The sequence below is a fragment of the Citrobacter freundii complex sp. CFNIH2 genome (assembly GCF_002880615.1).
Taxonomy (GTDB): Bacteria; Pseudomonadota; Gammaproteobacteria; order Enterobacterales; family Enterobacteriaceae; genus Citrobacter_A; species Citrobacter_A amalonaticus_F.
In genome coordinates this window covers 4,382,603-4,404,967 of the sequence record NZ_CP025757.1, presented here as the reverse complement: position 1 = coordinate 4,404,967, position 22,365 = coordinate 4,382,603, and the positions used below count along the sequence as shown (strand labels likewise).

Annotated in this window: 21 protein-coding genes; 16 read left to right on the top strand and 5 right to left on the bottom strand. The window is 54.6% G+C overall.

The features are described from left to right. Positions 1-115: 115 nt before the first annotated feature. A complete protein-coding gene (gene pgi, locus WM46_RS21500) occupies positions 116-1,762 on the bottom strand; it encodes a glucose-6-phosphate isomerase (RefSeq protein WP_102603278.1) in 1,647 nt (548 codons plus the stop codon). A 293-nt stretch (positions 1,763-2,055) separates the two neighbouring features. On the opposite strand from pgi, the gene lysC reads away from it, so the two are divergent. Next, positions 2,056-3,405 carry a lysine-sensitive aspartokinase 3 gene (gene lysC, locus WM46_RS21495; RefSeq protein WP_102603277.1) on the top strand — a complete coding sequence of 450 codons (1,350 nt, stop codon included), beginning with the start codon at positions 2,056-2,058 and terminating at the stop codon, positions 3,403-3,405. A gap of 74 nt (positions 3,406-3,479) precedes the next feature. On the opposite strand, the gene WM46_RS21490 is transcribed toward lysC, so the two are convergent. From WM46_RS21490 to WM46_RS21480, 3 genes are read right to left on the bottom strand one after another with little or no spacing between them, the layout of a single operon-like run. After that, complete coding sequence (locus WM46_RS21490; RefSeq protein WP_102603276.1) at positions 3,480-4,265, bottom strand: DNA polymerase beta superfamily protein; 786 nt, start codon at positions 4,263-4,265, stop codon at positions 3,480-3,482. A gap of 6 nt (positions 4,266-4,271) precedes the next feature. Continuing rightward, complete coding sequence (locus WM46_RS21485; protein ID WP_102603275.1) at positions 4,272-5,498, bottom strand: RtcB family protein; 1,227 nt, start codon at positions 5,496-5,498, stop codon at positions 4,272-4,274. Between the two features lie 5 nt (positions 5,499-5,503). Further along, a complete protein-coding gene (locus WM46_RS21480) occupies positions 5,504-6,631 on the bottom strand; it encodes a slipin family protein (protein WP_102603274.1) in 1,128 nt (375 codons plus the stop codon). Positions 6,632-7,083: 452 nt separating this feature from the next. Here WM46_RS21480 and rtcR point away from each other — a divergent pair, with 452 nt between their 5' ends. From rtcR to WM46_RS21440, 7 genes are all read left to right on the top strand, one after another. Then, positions 7,084-8,664 carry an RNA repair transcriptional activator RtcR gene (gene rtcR, locus WM46_RS21470; protein ID WP_102603273.1) on the top strand — a complete coding sequence of 527 codons (1,581 nt, stop codon included), beginning with the start codon at positions 7,084-7,086 and terminating at the stop codon, positions 8,662-8,664. Positions 8,665-8,775: 111 nt separating this feature from the next. Further along, positions 8,776-9,714, top strand: coding sequence for a ketopantoate/pantoate/pantothenate transporter PanS (gene panS, locus WM46_RS21465; protein WP_061075601.1), 939 nt, complete (start codon positions 8,776-8,778; stop codon positions 9,712-9,714). Positions 9,715-9,961: 247 nt separating this feature from the next. Further along, positions 9,962-11,548: a PTS sugar transporter gene (locus WM46_RS21460; RefSeq protein WP_102603272.1), complete on the top strand. Its 1,587-nt coding sequence runs from the start codon at positions 9,962-9,964 to the stop codon at positions 11,546-11,548. A 27-nt stretch (positions 11,549-11,575) separates the two neighbouring features. Beyond that, complete coding sequence (locus tag WM46_RS21455) at positions 11,576-12,418, top strand: histidine biosynthesis protein (RefSeq protein ID WP_102603271.1); 843 nt, start codon at positions 11,576-11,578, stop codon at positions 12,416-12,418. Between the two features lie 15 nt (positions 12,419-12,433). Further along, entirely contained in the window at positions 12,434-13,297 is an 864-nt protein-coding gene (locus WM46_RS21450) for a Cof-type HAD-IIB family hydrolase (RefSeq protein ID WP_102603270.1), read from the top strand. Then, complete coding sequence (locus WM46_RS21445; RefSeq protein ID WP_102603269.1) at positions 13,284-14,042, top strand: DeoR/GlpR family DNA-binding transcription regulator; 759 nt, start codon at positions 13,284-13,286, stop codon at positions 14,040-14,042. The genes WM46_RS21450 and WM46_RS21445 overlap by 14 nt, the downstream gene beginning before the upstream one ends. Before the next feature lie 63 nt (positions 14,043-14,105). Continuing rightward, positions 14,106-14,378 carry a DUF3811 domain-containing protein gene (locus WM46_RS21440; RefSeq protein WP_061075605.1) on the top strand — a complete coding sequence of 91 codons (273 nt, stop codon included), beginning with the start codon at positions 14,106-14,108 and terminating at the stop codon, positions 14,376-14,378. On the opposite strand, the gene rluF is transcribed toward WM46_RS21440, so the two are convergent. Continuing rightward, positions 14,375-15,253 carry a 23S rRNA pseudouridine(2604) synthase RluF gene (gene rluF / locus WM46_RS21435; protein ID WP_061075606.1) on the bottom strand — a complete coding sequence of 293 codons (879 nt, stop codon included), beginning with the start codon at positions 15,251-15,253 and terminating at the stop codon, positions 14,375-14,377. The genes WM46_RS21440 and rluF overlap by 4 nt on opposite strands. A 343-nt stretch (positions 15,254-15,596) precedes the next feature. Here rluF and WM46_RS21430 point away from each other — a divergent pair, with 343 nt between their 5' ends. The 8 genes from WM46_RS21430 (at position 15,597) to WM46_RS21395 (ending at position 22,324) form a co-directional block, all read left to right on the top strand. After that, positions 15,597-16,550, top strand: coding sequence for a sugar-binding transcriptional regulator (locus WM46_RS21430; protein ID WP_102603268.1), 954 nt, complete (start codon positions 15,597-15,599; stop codon positions 16,548-16,550). A gap of 70 nt (positions 16,551-16,620) precedes the next feature. Beyond that, positions 16,621-17,427: an SDR family oxidoreductase gene (locus WM46_RS21425; protein WP_061075608.1), complete on the top strand. Its 807-nt coding sequence runs from the start codon at positions 16,621-16,623 to the stop codon at positions 17,425-17,427. Positions 17,428-17,436: 9 nt separating this feature from the next. Further along, on the top strand, positions 17,437-17,844 hold the full coding sequence (locus WM46_RS21420) for a mannose/fructose/sorbose PTS transporter subunit IIA (protein ID WP_102603267.1): 408 nt from the start codon (positions 17,437-17,439) through the stop codon (positions 17,842-17,844). Continuing rightward, positions 17,844-18,338 carry a mannose/fructose/sorbose PTS transporter subunit IIB gene (locus WM46_RS21415; protein ID WP_102603266.1) on the top strand — a complete coding sequence of 165 codons (495 nt, stop codon included), beginning with the start codon at positions 17,844-17,846 and terminating at the stop codon, positions 18,336-18,338. The genes WM46_RS21420 and WM46_RS21415 overlap by 1 nt, the downstream gene beginning before the upstream one ends. 264 nt (positions 18,339-18,602) lie before the next feature. Then, on the top strand, positions 18,603-19,400 hold the full coding sequence (locus WM46_RS21410) for a PTS mannose/fructose/sorbose transporter subunit IIC (RefSeq protein WP_102603265.1): 798 nt from the start codon (positions 18,603-18,605) through the stop codon (positions 19,398-19,400). Between the two features lie 11 nt (positions 19,401-19,411). Beyond that, on the top strand, positions 19,412-20,236 hold the full coding sequence (locus tag WM46_RS21405; protein ID WP_046493831.1) for a PTS system mannose/fructose/sorbose family transporter subunit IID: 825 nt from the start codon (positions 19,412-19,414) through the stop codon (positions 20,234-20,236). A gap of 53 nt (positions 20,237-20,289) precedes the next feature. Continuing rightward, positions 20,290-21,510, top strand: a complete 1,221-nt coding sequence (gene sorE / locus WM46_RS21400) for an L-sorbose 1-phosphate reductase (protein ID WP_102603264.1) — start codon at positions 20,290-20,292, stop codon at positions 21,508-21,510. A 1-nt stretch (position 21,511) separates the two neighbouring features. Next, positions 21,512-22,324, top strand: coding sequence for a shikimate 5-dehydrogenase (locus WM46_RS21395; RefSeq protein ID WP_102603263.1), 813 nt, complete (start codon positions 21,512-21,514; stop codon positions 22,322-22,324). Positions 22,325-22,365: the final 41 nt, after the last annotated feature.

The window sequence follows — 22,365 nt, the reverse complement described above, 5'->3', positions numbered from 1 at the left end:
ATTAATTTGCCGGATGGCGCTACGCTTATCAGCCCCACCGTAGGCCGGATAAGGCATTCGCAGCCATCCGGCACTCCGGCACTCCGGCACTCCGGCACTCCGGCACTCCGGCAGATTAACGCCAGTTTTTATAACGGTTAATCAATCCGTTAGTCGAGCTGTCGTGGCTTTCAATCGCTTTATCATCTTTCAGCTCCGGCAGAATACGGTTTGCCAGCTGTTTACCCAGCTCAACGCCCCACTGGTCAAAGGTAAAGATGTTCAGGATGATGCCCTGAGTAAAGATTTTGTGCTCATACAGCGCGATCAGCGCGCCCAGGCTGAACGGGGTAATTTCACGCAGCAGGATGGAGTTGGTCGGGCGGTTGCCTTCAAACACTTTGAACGGCACCACGTGTTCCAGCGTAGCGGGATCTTTACCCTGGTCACGGTATTCCTGCTCAACCACTTCGCGGGATTTCCCGAACGCCAGCGCTTCCGTCTGGGCGAAGAAGTTAGACAGCAGCTTCGGATGGTGATCGGACAGCGGGTTATGGGTAATCGCCGGGGCGATGAAATCACAAGGCACCATTTTGGTTCCCTGATGAATCAGCTGATAGAACGCATGCTGACCGTTGGTTCCCGGTTCACCCCAGATGATCGGGCCCGTCTGGTAATCCACCGGGTTGCCGTTACGGTCAACGTATTTCCCGTTGGACTCCATGTTGCCCTGCTGGAAGTAGGCGGCAAAACGGTGCATATACTGGTCGTACGGCAGGATGGCTTCGGTTTCGGCGCCGAAGAAATTGTTGTACCAGATACCAATCAGCGCCAGCAGCACCGGCAGGTTGTTCTCCAGAGGCGTGGTCGAGAAGTGCTTATCCATCGCATGCGCGCCGGACAGCAGTTGCACAAAGTTGTCGTAACCGACAGACAGGATGATCGACAGACCAATCGCTGACCACAGAGAGTAACGACCGCCCACCCAGTCCCAGAACTCGAACATGTTGGCCGTGTCGATACCGAACTCACCGACCGCTTTCGCATTGGTAGACAGTGCGGCGAAGTGTTTCGCAACGTGTTTTTCATCACCGGCGGTTTTCAGGAACCAGTCACGCGCGCTGTGGGCGTTAGTCATGGTTTCCTGCGTGGTGAAGGTCTTGGACGCCACAAGGAACAGGGTGGTTTCCGGATTCACTTTCTTCAGCACTTCGGCGATATGGGTACCGTCGACGTTAGAAACAAAGTGCATATTCAGATGATTTTTGTATGGGCGCAGCGCTTCGGTCACCATGAACGGGCCGAGGTCGGAGCCGCCGATACCGATGTTGACCACGTCGGTGATCGCTTTACCGGTATACCCTTTCCACTGACCCGAAATAATGGCTTCAGAGAAGGATTTCATCTTCTCCAGCACCGCGTTGACTTCCGGCATGACATCTTTGCCATCGACGATAATCGGGGTATTGCTACGGTTACGCAGCGCCACATGCAACACGGCACGATCTTCAGTACGATTGATTTTCTCGCCAGAGAACATGGACTTGATGGCACCCGCCAGATCGGTCTCTTTCGCCAGATCCTGCAGTTTTGCCAGTGTCTCTTCGGTGATGCGGTTTTTGGAGTAATCCACCAGCATCAGATCGTCAAACGTTGCGGAGAATTTGCTGAAGCGATCGCTATCCTTCGCGAACAGATCCGCGAGGGTAACGTCCTTCATTTCGTCAAAGTGTTTTTGTAGTGCCTGCCAGGCAGAGGTCTGCGTTGGATTGATGTTTTTCATTAGCAATACTCTTCTGATTTGAGAATTGTGACTGAGATCGATTGTAACGCCAGTCACAGAAAAGTGTGATTGTTTTAGTGCCGTTGCCCTGGCTTCGGTCAAATACAGTGAAAAAGCCGTGTTGTTATAAGTACGGTTACTCAGCCACTTGCCAGCATGAAAAATCCGCATAATCCCGGCGTTGACAGTGCCCTCTGCACATTTTATTTATAAATACGGTATTTGCGCCTGCACCGGTTTCTGTTCTGCCTTTGTGCCCAGGTCGCTTTCTCACTCCCTGACACGAGGTTGTTATGACAGAAATCGTTGTTTCCAAATTTGGCGGTACCAGCGTCGCTGATTTTGATGCCATGAACCGCAGCGCCGACGTGGTGCTTTCCGATGCAAACGTGCGCGTAGTGGTGCTCTCGGCTTCTGCTGGCATCACCAATCTGCTGGTTGCGCTGGCAGAAGGACTCGAACCACAGGCCCGCTTTGAGAAGCTCGATGCCATCCGTAAAATTCAGTTCGATATTCTGGAGCGTCTGCGTTATCCAAACGTCATTCGTGAAGAGATTGAACGCCTGCTGGAAAATATCACCACGCTGGCGGAAGCCGCCTCATTAGCCACCTCTACCGCGCTGACGGATGAACTGGTCAGCCACGGCGAACTGATGTCCACTCTGCTGTTTGTTGAGATCCTGCGTGAGCGTCACGTTCAGGCGCAGTGGTTTGATGTACGTAAAGTAATGCGTACCAACGATCGCTTTGGCCGGGCCGAACCTGACGTCGCCGCGCTGGCAGAACTGGCAACGCTGCAGTTGACCCCACGTCTTAACGAAGGGCTGGTGATCACTCAGGGATTCATCGGCAGCGAAGGCAAAGGACGCACCACCACACTCGGACGCGGTGGCAGCGACTACACGGCAGCGCTGTTAGCCGAAGCGCTGCATGCTGCACGTGTCGATATCTGGACGGACGTTCCGGGCATCTATACCACCGATCCCCGCGTGGTGCCTGCGGCGCAACGCATTGATGAAATCGCCTTTGAAGAAGCAGCGGAAATGGCCACCTTTGGCGCGAAAGTCCTGCACCCGGCCACCCTGCTGCCCGCCGTGCGCAGCGATATCCCGGTGTTCGTTGGCTCCAGTAAAGATCCGAAAGCGGGCGGTACGCTGGTCTGTAACAAAACCCAGAATCCACCGTTGTTCCGTGCGCTGGCACTGCGTCGTAAGCAGACGCTGCTGACCCTGCACAGCCTGAATATGCTGCACTCGCGCGGTTTCCTGGCCGAAGTATTCGGCATTCTGGCGCGCCATAATATCTCTGTAGATTTGATTACCACTTCCGAAGTGAGTGTGGCGCTGACGCTGGACACCACCGGTTCCACCTCCACCGGCGATACGCTGCTGACGCAGTCGCTACTCATGGAACTGTCGGCCTTGTGTCGGGTGGAAGTCGAAGAGGGTCTCGCGCTGGTCGCGCTGATTGGTAACGATCTGTCGAAAGCCTGCGGCGTCGGCAAAGAGGTGTTCGGCGTACTGGAACCGTTCAATATCCGCATGATTTGCTATGGCGCCTCCAGCCATAACCTCTGTTTCCTGGTGCCAGGCACCGAGGCAGAACAGGTGGTGCAGAAACTGCACCAGAATTTGTTTGAGTGAGACAGACCTGAATGCCGGATGGCGGTGAAACGCCTTATCCGGCCTGGAAGCGCGCGCGTCATCGGGCCACACGATCATGACATCACCGTCTCGTAAAGCAGTCGATCCAGTGCCTTCACGTCACCTTCGCGGCTATCCGGCAGCATCGGCGGGATTTCGCCTCGCGCCAGTTCGGCGTGAATAAACGCATGCAGCAGCGGACGACGCGGGCCGTACTCCGCCTCTCCGGCCCGCTGTTTGCGCGCCAGCAGTTCATCTATTTCCTGACGTAACGGCGCATCCAGATCGCTTCCCGCCAGCAGTTCGGCAAAGCGCATGGGCGGAACGCCTTTTCCTGCTTCAACCCAACGCACCGCCAACAGCGGACGCAGGACGTAGAAGTACTTTTTCAGGCGCACCGCTTCCCCCTGCAAGTAGCCGCGAAAGTTTTTTCGCGCCATCGAGTAGTAATGCCAGCGCGCACGAAGCGGAGAAAACCACTGCGGTATCATCGTCTTAAGCGCGCTGACCGTCACATCATCCTGCTGATAAACCACCGGGGAATCCAGCCACTCGATCAGCGTCGGGTTGGCGCCCTTCAGCAGACCCAGCGTTTTACGCCACTCCCAGCCGCACACGTCCAACTCATCGTCTATCGGCAGTTCGATCACATCCCGCGGCGCCTCGACCCGCAGATACCACTCCGGCGGATGAACATACAAAAACCGCACATCGTAATCGCTATCCGGCGAGGCAAATCCCCAGCCGCGACTCCCCGATTCACAGGCATACAACACCCTGACGCCGTAGCGGGTTTCTATCTCTTTGAGCTGCCGCATGACCCGTTCGCGCATTGCGGCACTCACTGCATTTTTGGTCATCTTCTTTTATCCTTTTACACACACCACCTGCCGCAACGTATGCACGATCTCCACCAGCGAAGACTGCGCCGCCATCACGGCATCGATGTCTTTGTAGGCCATCGGAATTTCGTCGATCACCTCACTGTCTTTACGGCATTCGACGTGGGCCGTCGCGCGGATCTGATCCGCTACGGTAAAGTGTTTTTTGGCCGCCGTTCGACTCATGGTTCTTCCCGCGCCATGACTACAGGAACAGAAGCTCTCTTCATTTCCCAACCCACGCACAATGAAGCTTTTCGCCCCCATCGACCCGGGGATAATCCCCATCTGACCTTTCTGTGCGGAAACCGCGCCTTTACGCGTTACCAGCACCTCTTCACCAAAGTGACGTTCTTTCTGCACGTAGTTATGGTGGCAATTCACCGCCTCCTGCTGCGTGATAAACGGTTTACTCACGCTACGCGACAGCGCGGCCAGCACACGAGACATCATCACCTCCCGGTTTTGTCGGGCAAAATCCTGCGCCCATTCCACCGCGTCGATGTAGTCGTTATAGTGCCGACTCCCTTCCTGGAAATACGCCAGGTTTCGGTCAGGCAGATTCGCGATATGTTGTTGCATATCCTGCTGCGCCAGCGTGATGAAGACATTGCCGATGGCATTCCCCACGCCACGCGAACCGCTGTGTAACATCACCCAGACGCGCTGCTGCTCATCCAGACAAACCTCAATGAAGTGATTACCGGTTCCCAACGTTCCAAGATGCTGATGGTTATTGGTTTTCAGCAGCGAGGGATACTTGTCAGTCAGGCGCTTAAAGCGCGGTGCCAGTGTCCCCCAGTGAGTACTCACCTCCTCTGGCGGCGTGTCCCACGCCCCTTTATCGCGACGGGAACGCGTATTGGTTCGCCCGTGTGGAACGGCCTGCTCAATCGCGCTCCGCAACCCGCTGAGGTTGTCCGGTAGATCGCCAGCCAGCAACGAGGTCCGTACTGCAATCATCCCACAGCCGATGTCCACCCCCACTGCCGCCGGAATAATCGCCCCTTTGGTCGGGATTACGCTGCCAATCGTTGACCCTTTCCCCAGATGCACATCCGGCATGACCGCCAGATGTTTAAAAATAAACGGCATCTTCGCCGTGTTCAGCAGTTGCTGGCGCGCCTCGGGTTCCACCGGGACGCCGTGCGTCCACATTTTCACCGGCGCCGCGTTCTGCGACGTCAACAGCGCATAGTCGTTATGTGCCATGTTTTTTATCCTTTAATGTTCACTAAGCCGTGCAGAACCTGGTCCAGGCCACCGAATACCGAGATTTTATCGATACGCTCTGCCACTCTTTCGAGGGTTTCCAGCTCTTTTAAACGCAGAGCCACCGGGTTGTTTTCCATCACTTTCGCCGTATTCAACAACGAGCGCGTCGCAGCCGTTTCTTCACGACGGCGGATCACATTGGCCTGCGCCGATTTTTCCGCTTCAACCAGGCGGGACAGAATCGTTTTCATATCCCCCGGCAACACAATGTCCTTCACGCCCAGCGACGCCACGTCGATACCATATGGCGCCATGCGGTCTTTCACCTGCGCGCTGACCACGTCATCAATCACCTGTTTATCTTCCAACAGTTCATCGAGCGTGCGCGTCCCGACGGCCTCACGCAGCGCAAACTGCAGTTCGCGGTACAGATGATCGAGCGGTTTAGTGAGCTGCGCAAACGCCTGCAACACATCGCTGTAACGCCAGTTCGCCGCCAGGTTCAGGCGCAGGTTGACCTTATCTTTGGTCAAAATTTCCTGACCGCCCACTTCCAGCACCTGCAAACGGGTATCTACCACTTCAGCGTCCACCAGATGATTCACTTTCCAGTACGCCGTCAGACCCGGCGGCAACAGTGCCTGCGTCTCGCCGTCAATTTTCAATACCCCCGCGTGCCAGGCCGGAACCTGTACGGTGAGGATCGCGTCACGACCTTTTACCGCACCGCTACGTCGCGGTTGCAGAACCGCATTCATGACCTCTGCAGGCACCTGAACCTGACGCGTATCCATACGCACCAGTTTCAACGCGTCGTCGGCTCGCCAGTACAAACGGCGCGTCGACGGCGGCAGGATCTCCTGCAACACCTCGTTCATGTACAACGCGCCCGCTTCGCTGTCGTTAAGATCAACGGCCAGGGCATAACGCGTTACCCAGTCTGGCTGAAAGCGGCGTAAATAATTCGCCAGCGCTTCCGGCACTTCGCTGCCGTCCAGATTCACCACCAACACCTCTGGCGTATTGAACCACGGCAGACGGTGTTCACCCGCCTCCAGAACCTGATAGTAGTCGCCGTTTTTTGCTAACAGACCTAATTGTCCTTTACGGATAGTGATTTTCTTCGTCATTTTTCTCTTTTCCTTATCAAGTCAGGTGCGGGTGCGGAGGCGAAGCGACAGGGGAATTCCCTTTTGCCTGCGGCGCGGCATCGTGACCGGCAACCTGTTTTGGGGCCTGTTAACTGCGCAGTGCCCGTTTTTATTTCTATGATTAACAACCAGTTTCATTGGGAAAATGAATCGGGAATCGAACCCATTGTTCAGGTGTCATCGGTTGACGGAACACCTCCGGAAAACAGCCGCTGCCGTTCCTGACGTGCCGGCGGGGTTTAACCCCCTGCGCTTTCAACGTGTAGACGAGAGAGTTATTGCCAGAAGCGTGCCAGAAAGAGAACAGGACAAAATTAATTTTTAGTTATCTGATTAATAAGGAATTAATTTTTATTGCCAATAATGATGATTGCAGAGGCTGCACATATTTTTTATCTTTTAATATCTAACTTTATCTTTTGGGATAAGCCATGAAAAAACGGCGGGTGGTGATTGGCGTACTGGGTACGGTGCTGGATAAACGCGGCAAGCGAGCAAACCGGTTAAAGAAATGGCGGCCTACGGTCGGACTGTGCCAACAGCCGGATTTCCCGGTCGATCGGCTGGAGCTTATCCACCAGCCACGCGATGCCGGGATGTGTCAGCAATTAGCGGAAGATATTAGCCTGCTTTCTCCACATACCCAGGTCCGCCCGCATGCCATCACCATTGCTGATCCGTGGGATTTCGAAGAGGTCTACGCCGCGTTCCTCGACTTTGCCACTCACTACACCTTCGATACCGAGAATGAAGAGTATCTGGTGCACATCACTACCGGCACCCACGTGGCGCAAATTTGCTGGTTCCTGCTGACGGAAGCCCGCTATCTGCCCGCCAGCCTGCTGCAAACCGGACCCGCGCCGAAGGGCGCGCCGCAGGAGGATGTTGCCGCTGGCACCTGTTCGGTGATCGATCTTGATTTAAGCCGCTATACCACGCTTACCAGTCGCTTTCAGCGTGAGCAGCAGCAATCCGTCTCCTTCCTCAAAGCCGGTATCGAGACACGCAATGCCACGTTCAACACACTGATTGACCGTATTGAGCGCGTTGCCTTGCGCTCTGGCGATCCTATCCTGCTCACCGGCCCCACCGGCGCGGGGAAATCCTTCCTCGCAAAACGGATTTTTCAGCTTCGCCAGTCGCGGCATCTGGTGGGCGGAAAACTGGTGGCAGTGAACTGCGCGACATTGCGCGGCGATAACGCCATGTCGACACTGTTTGGTCATGTGAAAGGCGCGTTTACGGGCGCACTGTCGTCGCGAACGGGACTGTTACGCGAAGCCGACGGTGGAGTGCTGTTTCTGGATGAGATCGCTGAACTGGGGCTGGATGAGCAGGCCATGCTGCTGAAAGCGATCGAGGAAAAAACCTTCTTCCCGTTTGGCTCAGATAAAGAGGTACACAGCGATTTTCAGTTGATAGCCGGAACCCATCGCGAGCTGCCGCAGTGGGTCGCCGAAGGGCGTTTTCGCGAAGATCTCTACGCACGGATAAACATGTGGCGCTTTGCCCTGCCCGGCCTTGCGCAGCGGCGTGAAGACATCGCCCCTAACGTGGAGTATGAGCTACAACGTTTCTCCCGCAGCCGACAGAATCAGATTCGTTTTGATAAAGAGGCGCGAGAACGCTATCTGGCGTTTGCCTGTTCACCCCAGGCGCAGTGGCGCGGCAATTTCCGCGAACTGAGTTCCTCCGTCGCGCGAATGGCGACGCTGGCCGAGCAGGGACGAATTACGCTGACCCTTGTCGACGAAGAGATTGCGCTTTTGCAGGAGAGCTGGGGAGAGGCAAGGTCGCAACCGGAACTGGAGATGGAACTTGACCTTTTTGACCGCCGCCAACTGGAAACCGTGCTTGAGGTCTGTCGCCGCAGCGCATCGTTGTCCGAAGCCGGACGTGAACTCTTCGCCGTCTCCCGACAAAAGAAAGCCAATCCCAACGATGCCGACCGTTTACGTAAGTACCTGGCACGGTTTGGCCTGAGCTGGGAAAATCTCAAAGTCAGAACATAAGCATAATTTGTTTGAATAATATTCCTTCGCACGATAAAAAATAATGATGGTTGGGCTCGATCCCAACCCGTTAATAACAAGCAAACACAACATACGTGCAAGGAAAACAACATGCTCGCCACTCTCACTCGGCTGTTCCCGTTATGGGCGCTGCTGCTCTCGGTTATCGCGTATTACACGCCATCCACCTTTACGCCTGTCGGTCCGTGGGTGACCACATTGTTGATGCTGATTATGTTCGGCATGGGCGTACACCTTAAAGTGGACGATTTTAAACGCGTACTTTCGCGTCCTGCGCCGGTTGCGGCGGGGATCTTCCTGCACTATCTGGTGATGCCGCTGGCGGCATGGGGACTGGCGCTGGCGTTTAACATGCCGCCTGAGCTCTCCGCAGGGATGGTACTGGTCGGTAGCGTCGCCAGCGGCACGGCATCTAACGTCATGATCTATCTGGCGAAAGGAGATGTCGCACTCTCGGTAACGATCTCATCCGTTTCCACTCTGGTGGGCGTGGTTGCCACACCGCTGCTGACGCGTCTGTATGTCGATGCGCATATTCAGGTGGATGTGATGGGCATGCTGCTCAGTATTTTACAGATTGTGGTGATTCCGATTGCCATGGGCCTGGTGATCCACCACCTGTTCCCGCGCGTCGTGAAGGTAGTTGAACCTTACCTGCCCGCGTTTTCGATGGTTTGCATTCTGGCGATTATTAGCGCAGTGGTGGCGGGTTCCGCCGCCCATATCGCGTCCGTCGGCTTTGTGGTGATTATCGCGGTGATCCTGCATAACACCATCGGCCTGCTTGGCGGCTACTGGGGCGGACGTCTGTTTGGTTTTGACGAGTCAACCTGCCGCACGCTGGCAATCGAGGTTGGGATGCAAAACTCGGGCCTCGCCGCCGCGCTGGGTAAAATCTACTTCGGCCCGCTCGCCGCACTGCCCGGCGCACTGTTCTCGGTCTGGCACAACCTTTCCGGCTCTCTGCTGGCCGGCTACTGGTCCGGTAAACCGATTGATGAACAGCAGAGTGCTGTCAAAGAAAATTGATCACCTGTGAATGGGGGGATTTCCCCCATTCCTTGCCTTCCTTGTTTGAACCTCATCACAAAACAACAAATATCAACATAAAACAAAAATATAATTAATATCTTTATTTTCAGTTAATTAATGTCAATTAACGGATTTAATGATAGCTCACCTCGATCTTTTAATGTTGCTTTATTTTGTTTTGCTTGGGAATATGATTCCACTACAACACAGATAACCCTTACCCTATCTTTTCTTTGAGGCCGCTATGAAAAAAATTGCGATTATTGGAAGCAGTGGAGGCAACCTCTACAACCTGGGTGGCGCCGAGCCAGAGAAGTTACTCCAGGAGATTTATCAGCAGTGTGAAGCCGCGGGTGTCACCGTCGCTGCCGTGCAGTTCATTGCAGCAGAGGCTTCAATGGATGTCGCCAAACCTGACACTCCCGCAGCCGTCTATGCCTTAACCACAGAAAACAACACAAAACCACAACGTATCTTCCAGGGCAAACTCTCCGAGGTGAATGCCTCCGTCGTCGAGAGCGATCGCCAGATAGCCGGGATGATCCGCAGCGGTGAGATCGACGGGATCGTGGTGATGAGTGCCGATCCGGTAAAAGCCAACCAGGCCGTCTTTGATGCCGCCGTAGAGATGAAAACGCCGATTGTCGGTACCGGCGGCACCTCGATGGCACTGGTCGCCGCAAAGGGCGCCAATGTGGTCGCGACTTCAGGCACCACGGGGACCACCAGCCGCACTCGCGCGGTCTCCTTTGTCGCCTCGCTGTGTAAATGCTGGGGTATCAAATACAAACCCCAGTTGGGCAGCGCGTCGCCTGCACAAGGCGGTTCCGGAAAGAGTCTGCTTAAGCGCTTTAACATCCGCAGCATCATGATCCCGGCGCTGCCAGGCTTTATCGCGATGGCGATCGTACTCGCCCTGAGTCACATCCCCGGGCTGGAAAAACTCAATGATATCTTTGAAATCCTGCTGAAGGGCCTGCCGGTGCTGGTTGCCGTGCTGGCGGCAAAACAGATTTCCGAACTCGATGAAGTCTCTATTGTGGCCGGGGTCGTCGCCGGGGTGCTTTCCGTTGAAGGCGGCCTGATCGGGGGGATTATCGGCGGTCTGATGGCCGGGATTTTTGTGCGCTGGTTGTTTGAACTGTGCCTGAACTGGCGCTTCCCGATGACCACCGTCAACATCGTCGCCGGCGGGATTTCGGGTCTGGCGGCCGGTTTGATCATGCACTATCTGCTGAGCCCGCTGGCGCTCTCTGCGGGTAACTATATCAAGCTGGCTATCGAAAGCACGCTGGCATTCAGTCCGATTCTGGCCGGGCTGCTGGCCGGTCTGGTGATCTGGCCAGCCATTCTCGGTGGTGTCTATCACGCGGTCATTCTTCCGCTGGTGCTGCTGGAGATGGAGAAATCCGGCGTCAGCTTCCTCGGTGCCGTAGATATGGTGGGTCTGGTGATGGTTGCTGCCGGCATCAACCTGGCTAACGTCATCGCGCCACGCGAAAAAAGCGAAGCGGCCGTCGCCACACCGGGCCTGCTTATCAACCTGGGCTTCGGAACGTTTGTGGAATCCGCCTACCCCTTCATGTTCGCCAACAAAATCGTCTTTGGTTCCGCCATCTTCTGGGCCGGAATGGGCGGCATGATGCTCGGCTTCTTTAACGTCAAAGGGGTGGCCTACGTCCCGGCGTTCGCCTCACCGTTCTTATCCAGCAATGCGCTGCAGATGGCGATTGTGATGGTCACTGTCATGGCAATGACCTGTATCACCACCATCATTGCGAACCGTTTTAAGGCTGTCGTACAGAGTGAATCTGTGGCGTCTGCCCGTTAATAAATGCACCAACACCAGAGGTACACCATGTTTAAAGGCGATATGAATAAAAAACGCGCCAAAGCGTTACAGAAAGTGAAAGATGCCATCGCGCTGCACGGCGGGCAAACTATCCTCAGCACGGGGATCACCGGCGACGATGCGCGCCTGGCAAAAGCGGTCTGCGAGGCAGGCGTGAAACTGCTCGAGCCGAACCATCCTGCACTGGCGCTGGCGCGCGGACACAAAGGGGTGAGCAACATGCACGCGGCGGAGCAAATCCGCCACGAAATCACCAACGGTCAGATGGCAGAAGCGGTGCACGGCGTGCGTAATGTGGTGCCGGACGATATCTTCATCACCGTGGGCATTGCGGGCGGGTTTACCGAAACACTGCCCGTCCCGCTCACTGAAACGGAGATTCTGGAGATTGCCCGCGCCGGGGCCGACGGTTTACACACCCATAAATCTGACTGGGACGACCTGCAGGACATCGTCAACCTCGCCCATCAGTATGGCCTGACCGTGGATGCCTACATTGGTCATCCGGATGATCTGCATACCTTCGGTATTCCGGCACGCACCCCGGAAGAGGTCGCCAGCGTAGCGAAGCGCATGCAGGAGATTGGCGTCGATATGATTGGCCTGATGACGGGCATGAGCTATGAAGGCGTGGCGGCTGGCGATATCCCGCAGATGATTAAAGACCGTCTTCGGGCGCTGGTTGGCGCGGTGGACGTCCCGACGCTGGCGGAAGGAGGCATTAACCTCGCCAATGCCAAAGCGTTTAAGGACACCGGGGTCAATATTCTGGTCGTCGGTACGGCAATCGACAATATGGTTTGCAACGCCGCCAAAGAGGCCGTGACACCGTTTATCGCTCATGCATAACGACAGAGAACAATAATGCTACTGGTTACCGATCTGGATGGAACATTGCTGACGTCGCAGAAGACTATCACGCCACGCACACGTCAGGCGCTGGTTGACTTTCGTCAGCGCGGCGGTCTGCTGGCCGCCTGTTCCGCCAGACCGGTCTCCTCAATAGCGCGCCTGTTACAACAGCAGCAGGTTGAGTCACTGTTTGACTGGTGTGCAGGTTTCAACGGCGGACAGATCCTTGAGCTGGCGTCGCAACGCATTCTGCATTCTGCACCCCTCACCCGGATGGATCTCAGAGATATTGACCGGCATATTTCGCTGTCCCGTTATCCTCATCATTTTTTTACTGCACACGCGATTTATCATCGCTACGATCGCCTTATCGCCCCGTGGACATCCTATGAGGCCAGTTTATTTGAGTTACCGCTTATTAGCGCCGCACCAGGGAATATCTTTAATCGTCGCGATATATTTAAAATTACACTGGTCGCAGAGCATGCCAGGATCGAAGATCTCTGTCGGGAAATAAGTCGTCAGTTACCCAATGACTATAAGGCGACAATCACCGGTGGGAATTATATCGATATTCAACGTAGCGAAATAAATAAAGGCTATGCGATCGCTGAAATCGCCCGACAATTAAACCTGCCTCCTGCCGGGATTGCCGCCATTGGCGATCAGCAGAACGACATCAGCATGTTTGCCGCTGCCGGGTTCGGCATTGCGATGGGCAACGCGCCAGATAGCGTGAAACGTCAGGCCCGGTATGTGACAACCACCAATGATGATGACGGTATCGTCTGTGCGCTGGAGTGGTTGCGTTGCTCTGCGCATCCAGTTACCATGCGGCAAAGTTCGACCCTGGCGGAAAATAATGAACCCGATTAAAAGAAGAAAGCATATTCTTGATGAATTAAACAAATTCGGTGAAGTGACCGTTATTAAATTATCAGAAACGCTAAACGTGACCTCGGAAACCATTCGCCGCGATCTCTCTTTACTGGAGTCTGAAGGTCAAATCACCAAAATTCACGGTGGCGCGGTCAAAAAACAGGTTGTTCAGGAAGATGCATTTGGCGCGAGAATTGATGCGCATCGCGAAGAAAAAATGGCGATTGGCAAAGTGGCCGCGGGAATGGTCAGCGAGCGCGATACGCTATTTATTGATTCCTGTACCACGAATCTTATTCTTGCCGAACACTTACCCCCTCTCGCGTTTTCCGTTATTACCAATTCCGCCTTAATTGCCGATAAAATTAAAGAGCATAATCTCCAGGCGCGTGTCTACGTCTTAGGTGGCGAATACGATTACCATTTCCGCGCCAATCTGGGCGTCTCGGTGTGCCAGCAGATTAATGCAATTCACGCAGATATCTGCTTTATCGGTGCGGGCGGTATTTCACCGCAGCATGGTGTACTCGTGAAGAGCTTTGACGAGGCATACGTTGCCAAAGCGATGATTGCGATGAGTAAAAAATCCGTGATCCTCGCCGACCATACTAAATTTGGTCAGGACGGCGTGATGTGTATCGCCTCTCTCAAAGAGATCGATCACGTCATTACGGATAAGGGATTTAAAACAACGGGTTATACACAACAGGATTTCGCAGGAAAACTGCGTATTGCTGACTGAGCGCTATCCGCCCGAAGCGTATTGCCGTACACTGAAATCACCAGGCAGACAGAGGGCACCCGTATGGCACTCCCCCGCATTACCCAAAAAGAGATGACCGAGCGCGAACAGCGTGAACTAAAAACGTTGCTGGATCGCGCCCGTATCGCGCATGGTCGCCAATTGACCAACGCAGAGACCAACAGCGTAAAGAAAGAGTACATTGATAAGCTGATGGTCTTGCGCGAAGCCGAGGCAAAAAAAGCCCGTCAGTTGAAGAAAAAGCAGGCCTGGAAACCGGATGCAGAAGCCTCTTTTTCCTGGTCTGCGAATACGCCAACGCGCGGCAGACGTTAACGCCCTTTCTTCTTACGCCCCGGCGAGGTAAAGCGCTTACCGTTTGCCGCCGGGCGTGCTTTCTCTTTTTCCGCCGACTTTTCGATTTTCACCACCGGACGCTTGATTCCCGCCGTTTTCGGTTTCGCTTTCGCCTTCGGTTTCGCTTCTGAAGAAGAGTTTTCGATAAGCTTAAACAGCGTGATCAGCTCATCATCCGTCAGGTCACGCCATTCACCGAGCGGCAGACCGGAAAGGCCAACGTTCATGATGCGCGTGCGTTCAAGCTTCACCACTTCATAACCGAAATGTTCGCACATGCGGCGGATCTGTCGGTTCAGCCCCTGGATCAGGGTAATGCGGAATACAAACGGCGCCTCTTTCTTCACCTTACATTTCTTGGTGACGGTACCCAGAATCGGCACTCCCGCACTCATCCCACGAATAAACTCATCCGTAACTGGTTTGTCGACCGTGACCAGATACTCTTTTTCATGATCGTTACCGGCACGCAGGATCTTATTCACCAGATCGCCGTGGTTGGTCAGGAAGATCAGTCCCTGGGAGTCTTTGTCCAGACGGCCAATCGGGAATACGCGCTTGCTGTGGTTAACGAAATCAACAATGTTGTCGCGCTCGCTGTCTTCAGTGGTGCTCACGATCCCCACCGGCTTGTTCAGCGCGATAAAGACCAGATCTTCCGCTTCACGCGGCTCAATCAACCGACCATTCACCTTCACGACGTCGCCAGGCATCACCTGGTCGCCAATGGTGGCGCGTTTGCCATTGATGAAGACGTTCCCTTGCTCGATGAAGCGATCCGCTTCGCGACGCGAGCAGATTCCGCTTTCACTGATGTATTTGTTGAGTCGTGTTGTTGATGAGTCGGGCAGCATAATTTCTCCTTTGAATGCGGAATATACCCTACCTTGCTGGCGATAAAAAATAATCGTGCAAAATGGCCTCGGCGCTATTTGTGATCCGCCACACCTTTCGACACAAAAGTGTCTCCGATCTTTGCGTGCAATTTTGTTGAATGAAAATTAGCAGAATCAATACATTAGGATTATGTGCACATCTGTGCCAACAACGATCACTCCGCACATCATATGTGCAACATTAATCGCCAACTCAGGATGCGCAAAGAAGAGAAAATAGCTTTGAACTCCCGCTTTTATGAGGTTATATCAGATCAAGAGAGCAGGTTCGTGATTTGCACAAATGTGCAGGAGTCTACAAATGGCGACGGAAAACAGTGATGATATCCGCCTGATCGTAAAAATAGCGCAGCTCTATTACGAACAGGATATGACACAAGCGCAGATCGCCCGTGAACTGGGGATTTATCGCACCACCATCAGCCGCCTGCTGAAACGCGGTCGCGAGCAAGGCATCGTCACTATTGCCATCAACTACGACTACAACGAAAACCTGTGGCTGGAACAGCAGCTCAAACAACGATTCGGCCTCAAAGAGGCGGTGGTGATCACCTGCGACAACGAGCAGGAAGAGGAACAACTCGCGATGATGGGCGTGCACGGCGCGCAACTGCTGGAACGTTTACTGGAACCCGGCGACATCATTGGTTTTTCCTGGGGACGCGCAGTATGCGCACTGGTCGAAGGGTTGTCGCCTGCCAGCCAGTCACGCCAGCTGATCTGCGTGCCGATCATCGGCGGGCCGTCCGGGAAGCTCGAGAGTCGCTATCACGTCAATACGCTGACCTACGGCGCAGCGGCAAAGCTGAAAGGCGAATCACACCTGGCTGATTTTCCGGCACTGCTGGAAAACCCATTGATTCGCAACGGTATTATGCAGTCCCAGCACTTTAAGTCGATTTCTGCCTACTGGGACAATCTGGATGTTGCACTGGTAGGGATTGGTTCTCCGGCAATTCGCGATGGCGCAAACTGGCATGCCTTTTACGGCAGCGAAGAGAGTGACGACCTGCATGCCCGGCAGGTTGCCGGAGACATTTGTTCGCGCTTTTACGATATTAACGGCGTAACGGTGGAGACCACGATGAGCGAAAAAACGCTCTCCATCGAAACCAACAAATTAAAGCAGGCACGTTATTCCATCGGCATCGCAATGGGTGAGGAAAAACTCAGCGGAATTCTCGGCGCATTACGCGGAAAATATATTAATGGTCTGGTCACTAACAGCCACACTGCTGAATTATTGTTGAAGTAACTATATTCATCTTGATCCTGACGTAATTAACTTTATGCAGGATCCCCTTCTCTGAAATTGGGAGTTAATTATGCAAACGTGGTTAAATCTACAGGACAAAGTTATTATTGTAACCGGCGGCGCATCCGGAATTGGCTTAGCCATTGTCGAAGAGTTATTAGCACAAGGCGCAAATGTCCAGATGGCGGATATTCATGGCGGCGAAGCAAAACATGAAGGTAATAACGGCTACCACTTCTGGCCGACAGATATTTCCAGCGCCAAAGAGGTTAATCACACTGTGGATGAAATTATCCAGCGCTTTGGCCGCATTGACGGTCTGGTCAATAACGCCGGTGTTAACTTTCCCCGCCTGTTGGTCGATGAAAAAGCGCCAGCAGGAAAGTATGAATTAAACGAAGCCGCGTTTGAAAAAATGGTCAATATCAACCAGAAAGGCGTGTTTTTAATGTCACAGGCAGTGGCGCGTCAGATGGTGAAACAGCGTAACGGCGTGATCGTCAACGTCTCTTCTGAAAGCGGGCTGGAAGGGTCTGAAGGCCAGAGCTGCTATGCCGCCACGAAGGCGGCGCTGAATAGCTTCACCCGCTCCTGGTCAAAAGAGCTGGGCAAACACGGCATTCGCGTGGTCGGGATTGCTCCCGGGATTCTGGAAAAAACGGGACTGCGCACGCCGGAATATGAAGAGGCGCTGGCCTGGACCCGCAATATCACTGTTGATCAGCTGCGCGAAGGCTATAGCAAGAACGCCATTCCGATTGGTCGCTCGGGACGTTTGACTGAAGTGGCTGATTTCGTTTGTTATCTTCTGTCTGAACGTGCCAGCTACATTACCGGAGTAACCACTAACATTGCGGGCGGAAAAACGCGCGGCTAAGGAGACGTTATGGTCAATGCAATCTTCTGTGCTCACGGCAAACTGGCCTGCGCCATGCTGGAATCAGTGCAAATGGTCTACGGTGACGCCAACGTTGAGGCCGTCGCGTTTGTCCCCGGCGAGAACGCCAGCGACATCGTCACAAAGCTGGAAAAGTTGGTAAGTGCTCACACTGATAGCGAATGGCTGATTGCCGTCGACCTGCAGTGCGGCAGCCCGTGGAACGCCGCGGCAACGCTGGCGATGCACAACCCGGACATTCGGGTGATCAGCGGACTTTCCCTGCCGCTGGCGCTGGAGCTGGTAGATAACCAGAGCAGTATGAATGTGGATGAACTGTGCGAACACCTGACGACCATTGCACAACAAACCTGCGTGGTCTGGCAGCATCTGGAAACGACCGAAGAGGATTTCTGATGAATATTACCCTTGCCCGTATCGATGACCGCTTGATCCACGGTCAGGTCACCACCGTCTGGTCGAAGGTGGCGAATGCCCAGCGGATTATTATCTGTAATGACGAGGTTTATAACGATGAAGTGCGCCGGACATTATTACGCCAGGCCGCCCCGCCGGGGATGAAGGTCAACGTAGTGAATATCGAAAAAGCCGTCGCGGTTTATCATAATCCGCAATATCAGGACGAGACTGTATTTTATTTATTTACCCGCCCCCAGGATGCGCTGGCGATGGTCAAACAGGGGGTGAAAATTGCCACCTTAAATATTGGCGGCATGGCCTGGCGACCGGGTAAAAAACAATTAACCAAAGCCGTATCCTTAGATGACGATGATATTAATGCGTTTCGCGAACTGGATAAATTTGGCGTCACCCTGGATTTACGCGTGGTCGCCTCCGATCCCTCCATTAATATTCTCGAAAAAATAAAAGAACAGTCGTTCGCGGAATAAATAAAAGCGCCTGTATTTATTACACACCGTCATTCTGGATGCATCGCGGCGGAAAATGAGCAAATTACCAGGAACGTAGATAACCATGTGACTGGGGGTGAGTCACAAATCTGTCGGGAACAGATTTGAACGTTGCGAAGCGACGGCCCGTCAGGGCGACTCTCATGGATGAGACGAGTCATTCAGCCAACAAAGAGGCAGCCTGAAGGACGACGTGTAAATGCGTTAACAGGCAGGGATGTTCACATTTTAAGGTGACCCATTATGGAAATCAGTACCCTACAAATTATCGCCATATTTATATTTTCCTGTATTGCCGGAATGGGCAGCGTGCTGGATGAATTTCAGACCCACCGCCCGCTTATTGCCTGTACGGTTATCGGCCTGATCCTCGGTGATTTAAAAACCGGGGTGATGCTCGGCGGAACGCTGGAGCTGATCGCGCTTGGCTGGATGAACGTCGGTGCCGCGCAGTCCCCGGACTCCGCGCTCGCCAGTATTATCTCCGCCATTCTGGTGATTGTCGGCCAGCAGAGCATCGCGACCGGTATCGCTATCGCGCTGCCGGTGGCAGCGGCAGGCCAGGTCCTGACCGTCTTCGCCCGGACGATCACTGTGGTGTTCCAGCATGCGGCGGATAAAGCCGCAGAAGACGCGCGTTTTCGCACCATCGACATCCTCCACGTCTCTGCGCTGGGCGTGCAGGCGCTACGTGTCGCCATCCCGGCGTTAATTGTCTCGCTGTTTGTCAGTGCCGATATGGTCAGCAATATGCTGAATGCCATCCCGGAATTCGTCACTCGCGGCCTGCAGATTGCCGGTGGTTTTATCGTGGTGGTCGGTTACGCCATGGTGCTGCGCATGATGGGCGTGAAGTACCTGATGCCCTTCTTCTTCCTCGGTTTTATCGCCGGTGGTTACCTCGATCTGAGCCTGCTGGCTTTCGGCGGCGTCGGCGCGATTATTGCGCTGGTCTACATCCAGCTGAACCCACAGTGGCGTAAAGCCGAACCGCAGGCGCAGACCACCTCCTCCACCGCCCTTGACCAGCTTGATGACTAACGGAGCCCATCATGGAACAGAAAAAACTGACCAAATCTGACCTGTTTAGCATGTTTGTTCGCTCCAACCTGCAGCAGGCGTCTTTCAACTTTGAACGTATTCATGGGCTGGGTTTTTGCTACGACATGATCCCCGCCATCAAGCGCCTGTACCCGCTGAAAGAAGATCAGGTGGCGGCACTCAAGCGCCATCTGGTGTTCTTCAACACCACGCCCGCGGTGTGCGGCCCGGTGATTGGCGTGACCGCCGCGATGGAAGAGGCGCGAGCGAACGGGGCGGAAATCGATGATGGCGCGATCAATGGCATCAAAGTCGGCCTGATGGGGCCGCTGGCGGGCGTTGGCGACCCGCTGGTCTGGGGCACGTTGCGACCGATCACCGCCGCGCTCGGCGCGTCGCTGGCGCTGTCCGGCAACGTGCTCGGCCCACTACTGTTCTTCTTTATTTTCAACGCGGTCCGTCTGGCGATGAAATGGTATGGCCTGCAAATTGGCTTCAACAAAGGGGTCAACATCGTCAGTGATATGGGCGGCAACCTGTTGCAAAAACTGACCGAAGGCGCATCGATTCTCGGCCTGTTTGTGATGGGGGTACTGGTGACCAAGTGGACCAGCATCAACGTGCCACTGGTGGTATCGCAAACCCCCGGCGCGGACGGCGGCACTGTCACCATGACGGTGCAGAACATCCTCGACCAGCTCTGCCCCGGCCTGCTGGCGCTGGGCCTGACAATGCTGATGGTTCGTCTGCTCAACAAGAAAATTAACCCGGTATGGCTGATCTTCGCCCTGTTTGGTCTGGGGATTATCGGTAACGCACTGGGCTTCCTGTCCTGATTTTTTCACCCCGGTGGTAAGCCGGGGTTATCGCTCAATATGAGGTGGAATATATGTTAACGACAGCTCTGCGCCTTTATGGCAAACGCGATCTGCGCCTGGAAACGTTTGAACTTCCGGAGATGCAGGACGATGAAATTCTGGCAACCGTGGTCACCGACAGCCTGTGCCTCTCTTCCTGGAAAGAGGCCAATCTGGGAGAGGATCATAAAAAGGTGCCTGACGATGTGGCGACCCACCCGATCATCATCGGCCACGAGTTCTGCGGCGATATTGTCGCCGTCGGGAAAAAGTGGCAGCACAAATTTCAGCCCGGCCAGCGCTATGTGATTCAGGCGAATCTGCAACTGGCGGATCGCCCGGATTGTCCCGGCTACTCCTTCCCGTGGGTGGGCGGCGAAGCCACACACGTCGTGATCCCCAATGTGGTGATGGAGCAGGACTGCCTGCTGGCTTACGAAGGCGAAACGTACTTTGAAGGATCGCTGGTCGAGCCGCTCTCCTGCGTGATCGGCGCGTTCAACGCCAACTATCACCTGCAAGAAGGCACCTATAACCACAACATGGGGATTCGCCCGCAGGGTCGTACGCTGATCCTCGGCGGGACGGGGCCAATGGGGCTGCTGGCGATCGACTACGCGCTGCATGGCCCGATCAACCCGGCGCTACTGGTGGTGACCGATACCAACCACGACAAGCTGAGCTATGCCCGTAAACACTATCCTTCTGAACCGCAAACGTTGATCCACTACCTGCACGCACAGGATGCCGCGTACGACACGTTGATGGCGCTGACCGGCGGTCACGGTTTTGATGATATTTTTGTCTTTGTGCCGAACGAACAGCTGGTCACCCTGGCCTCTTCCCTGCTCGCCCCCGACGGTTGCATGAACTTCTTTGCCGGCCCGCAGGACAAGCAGTTCAGCGCCCCGATCAACTTCTACGACGTGCATTACGCCTTCACTCACTACGTGGGCACTTCGGGCGGGAATACTGACGATATGCGCGCGGCGGTCAAACTGATTGAAGAGAAGAAAGTGCAGGCGGCCAAAGTGGTCACTCACATTCTTGGCCTGAATGCCGCAGGAGAAACCACGCTGGAGCTGCCGAAAGTGGGAGGTGGTAAAAAGCTGGTCTATACCGGGAAAGCGTTACCGCTAACCGCTCTCAGCCAGATTGACGATCCCGCGCTGTGCGCTATTCTGGAACGCCATCACGGGATTTGGTCTAAGGAAGCCGAACAGTATTTACTGTCGCATGCCGAGGAGATTTAACATGATTAACCGCGACACCCAGTTGTGCATGTCGCTTGCCGGTCGGCCCGGCAACTTTGGCACCCGCTTTCATAACTATCTGTATGAAAAGCTGGGTTTAAATTTCATCTACAAGGCGTTTACCACCCAGGACATTGAAGCGGCGGTGAAAGGGGTTCGCGCGTTAGGCATTCGTGGCTGCGCGGTCTCAATGCCGTTTAAAGAGAGTTGTATGCCGTTTCTCGACGCTGTCGATCCGTCGGCGAAAGTCATTGATTCCGTCAATACCATCCTCAATGATGACGGCAAACTGACGGGCTACAACACCGACTACATCGCGGTAAAAAGCCTGATTGCCAGCCACCAGCTAGACACCGCTGCGCGGGTGATGATTCGCGGCAGCGGCGGGATGGGCAAAGCGGTGATTGCCGCTTTCCGCGACGCCAGTTTTCGCGATGTGATCGTCGCCGCTCGTAACCGGGACAGCGGCCCGGCACTGGCGAAACAGTATGGCTTTCAGTGGCAGCCGCTGCCGGAAGGCATTGCCTGCGACATTCTGGTCAATGTCACGCCCGTCGGCATGGCCGGTGGTAAAGAGCGCGATGAACTGGCGTACAGCGAAGCCATGGTCGCCAGCGCCAGCGTGGTGTTCGATGTTGTCGCCCTGCCGCCGGAAACCCCGGTGATCAAACTGGCACAGAAGCTGGGTAAAAAGACCATCAGCGGCGCAGAAGTGATTGCGTTGCAGGCCGTCGAGCAGTTCGCGATGTACACCGGCGTACGCCCGGATGACGCGCTGATTAGTGAAGCCGCTGAATTTGCCCGGGCGGGGTAACAGGGAGTAAAAAGAGCGCCGATGGGCGCTCTGGTCATTTT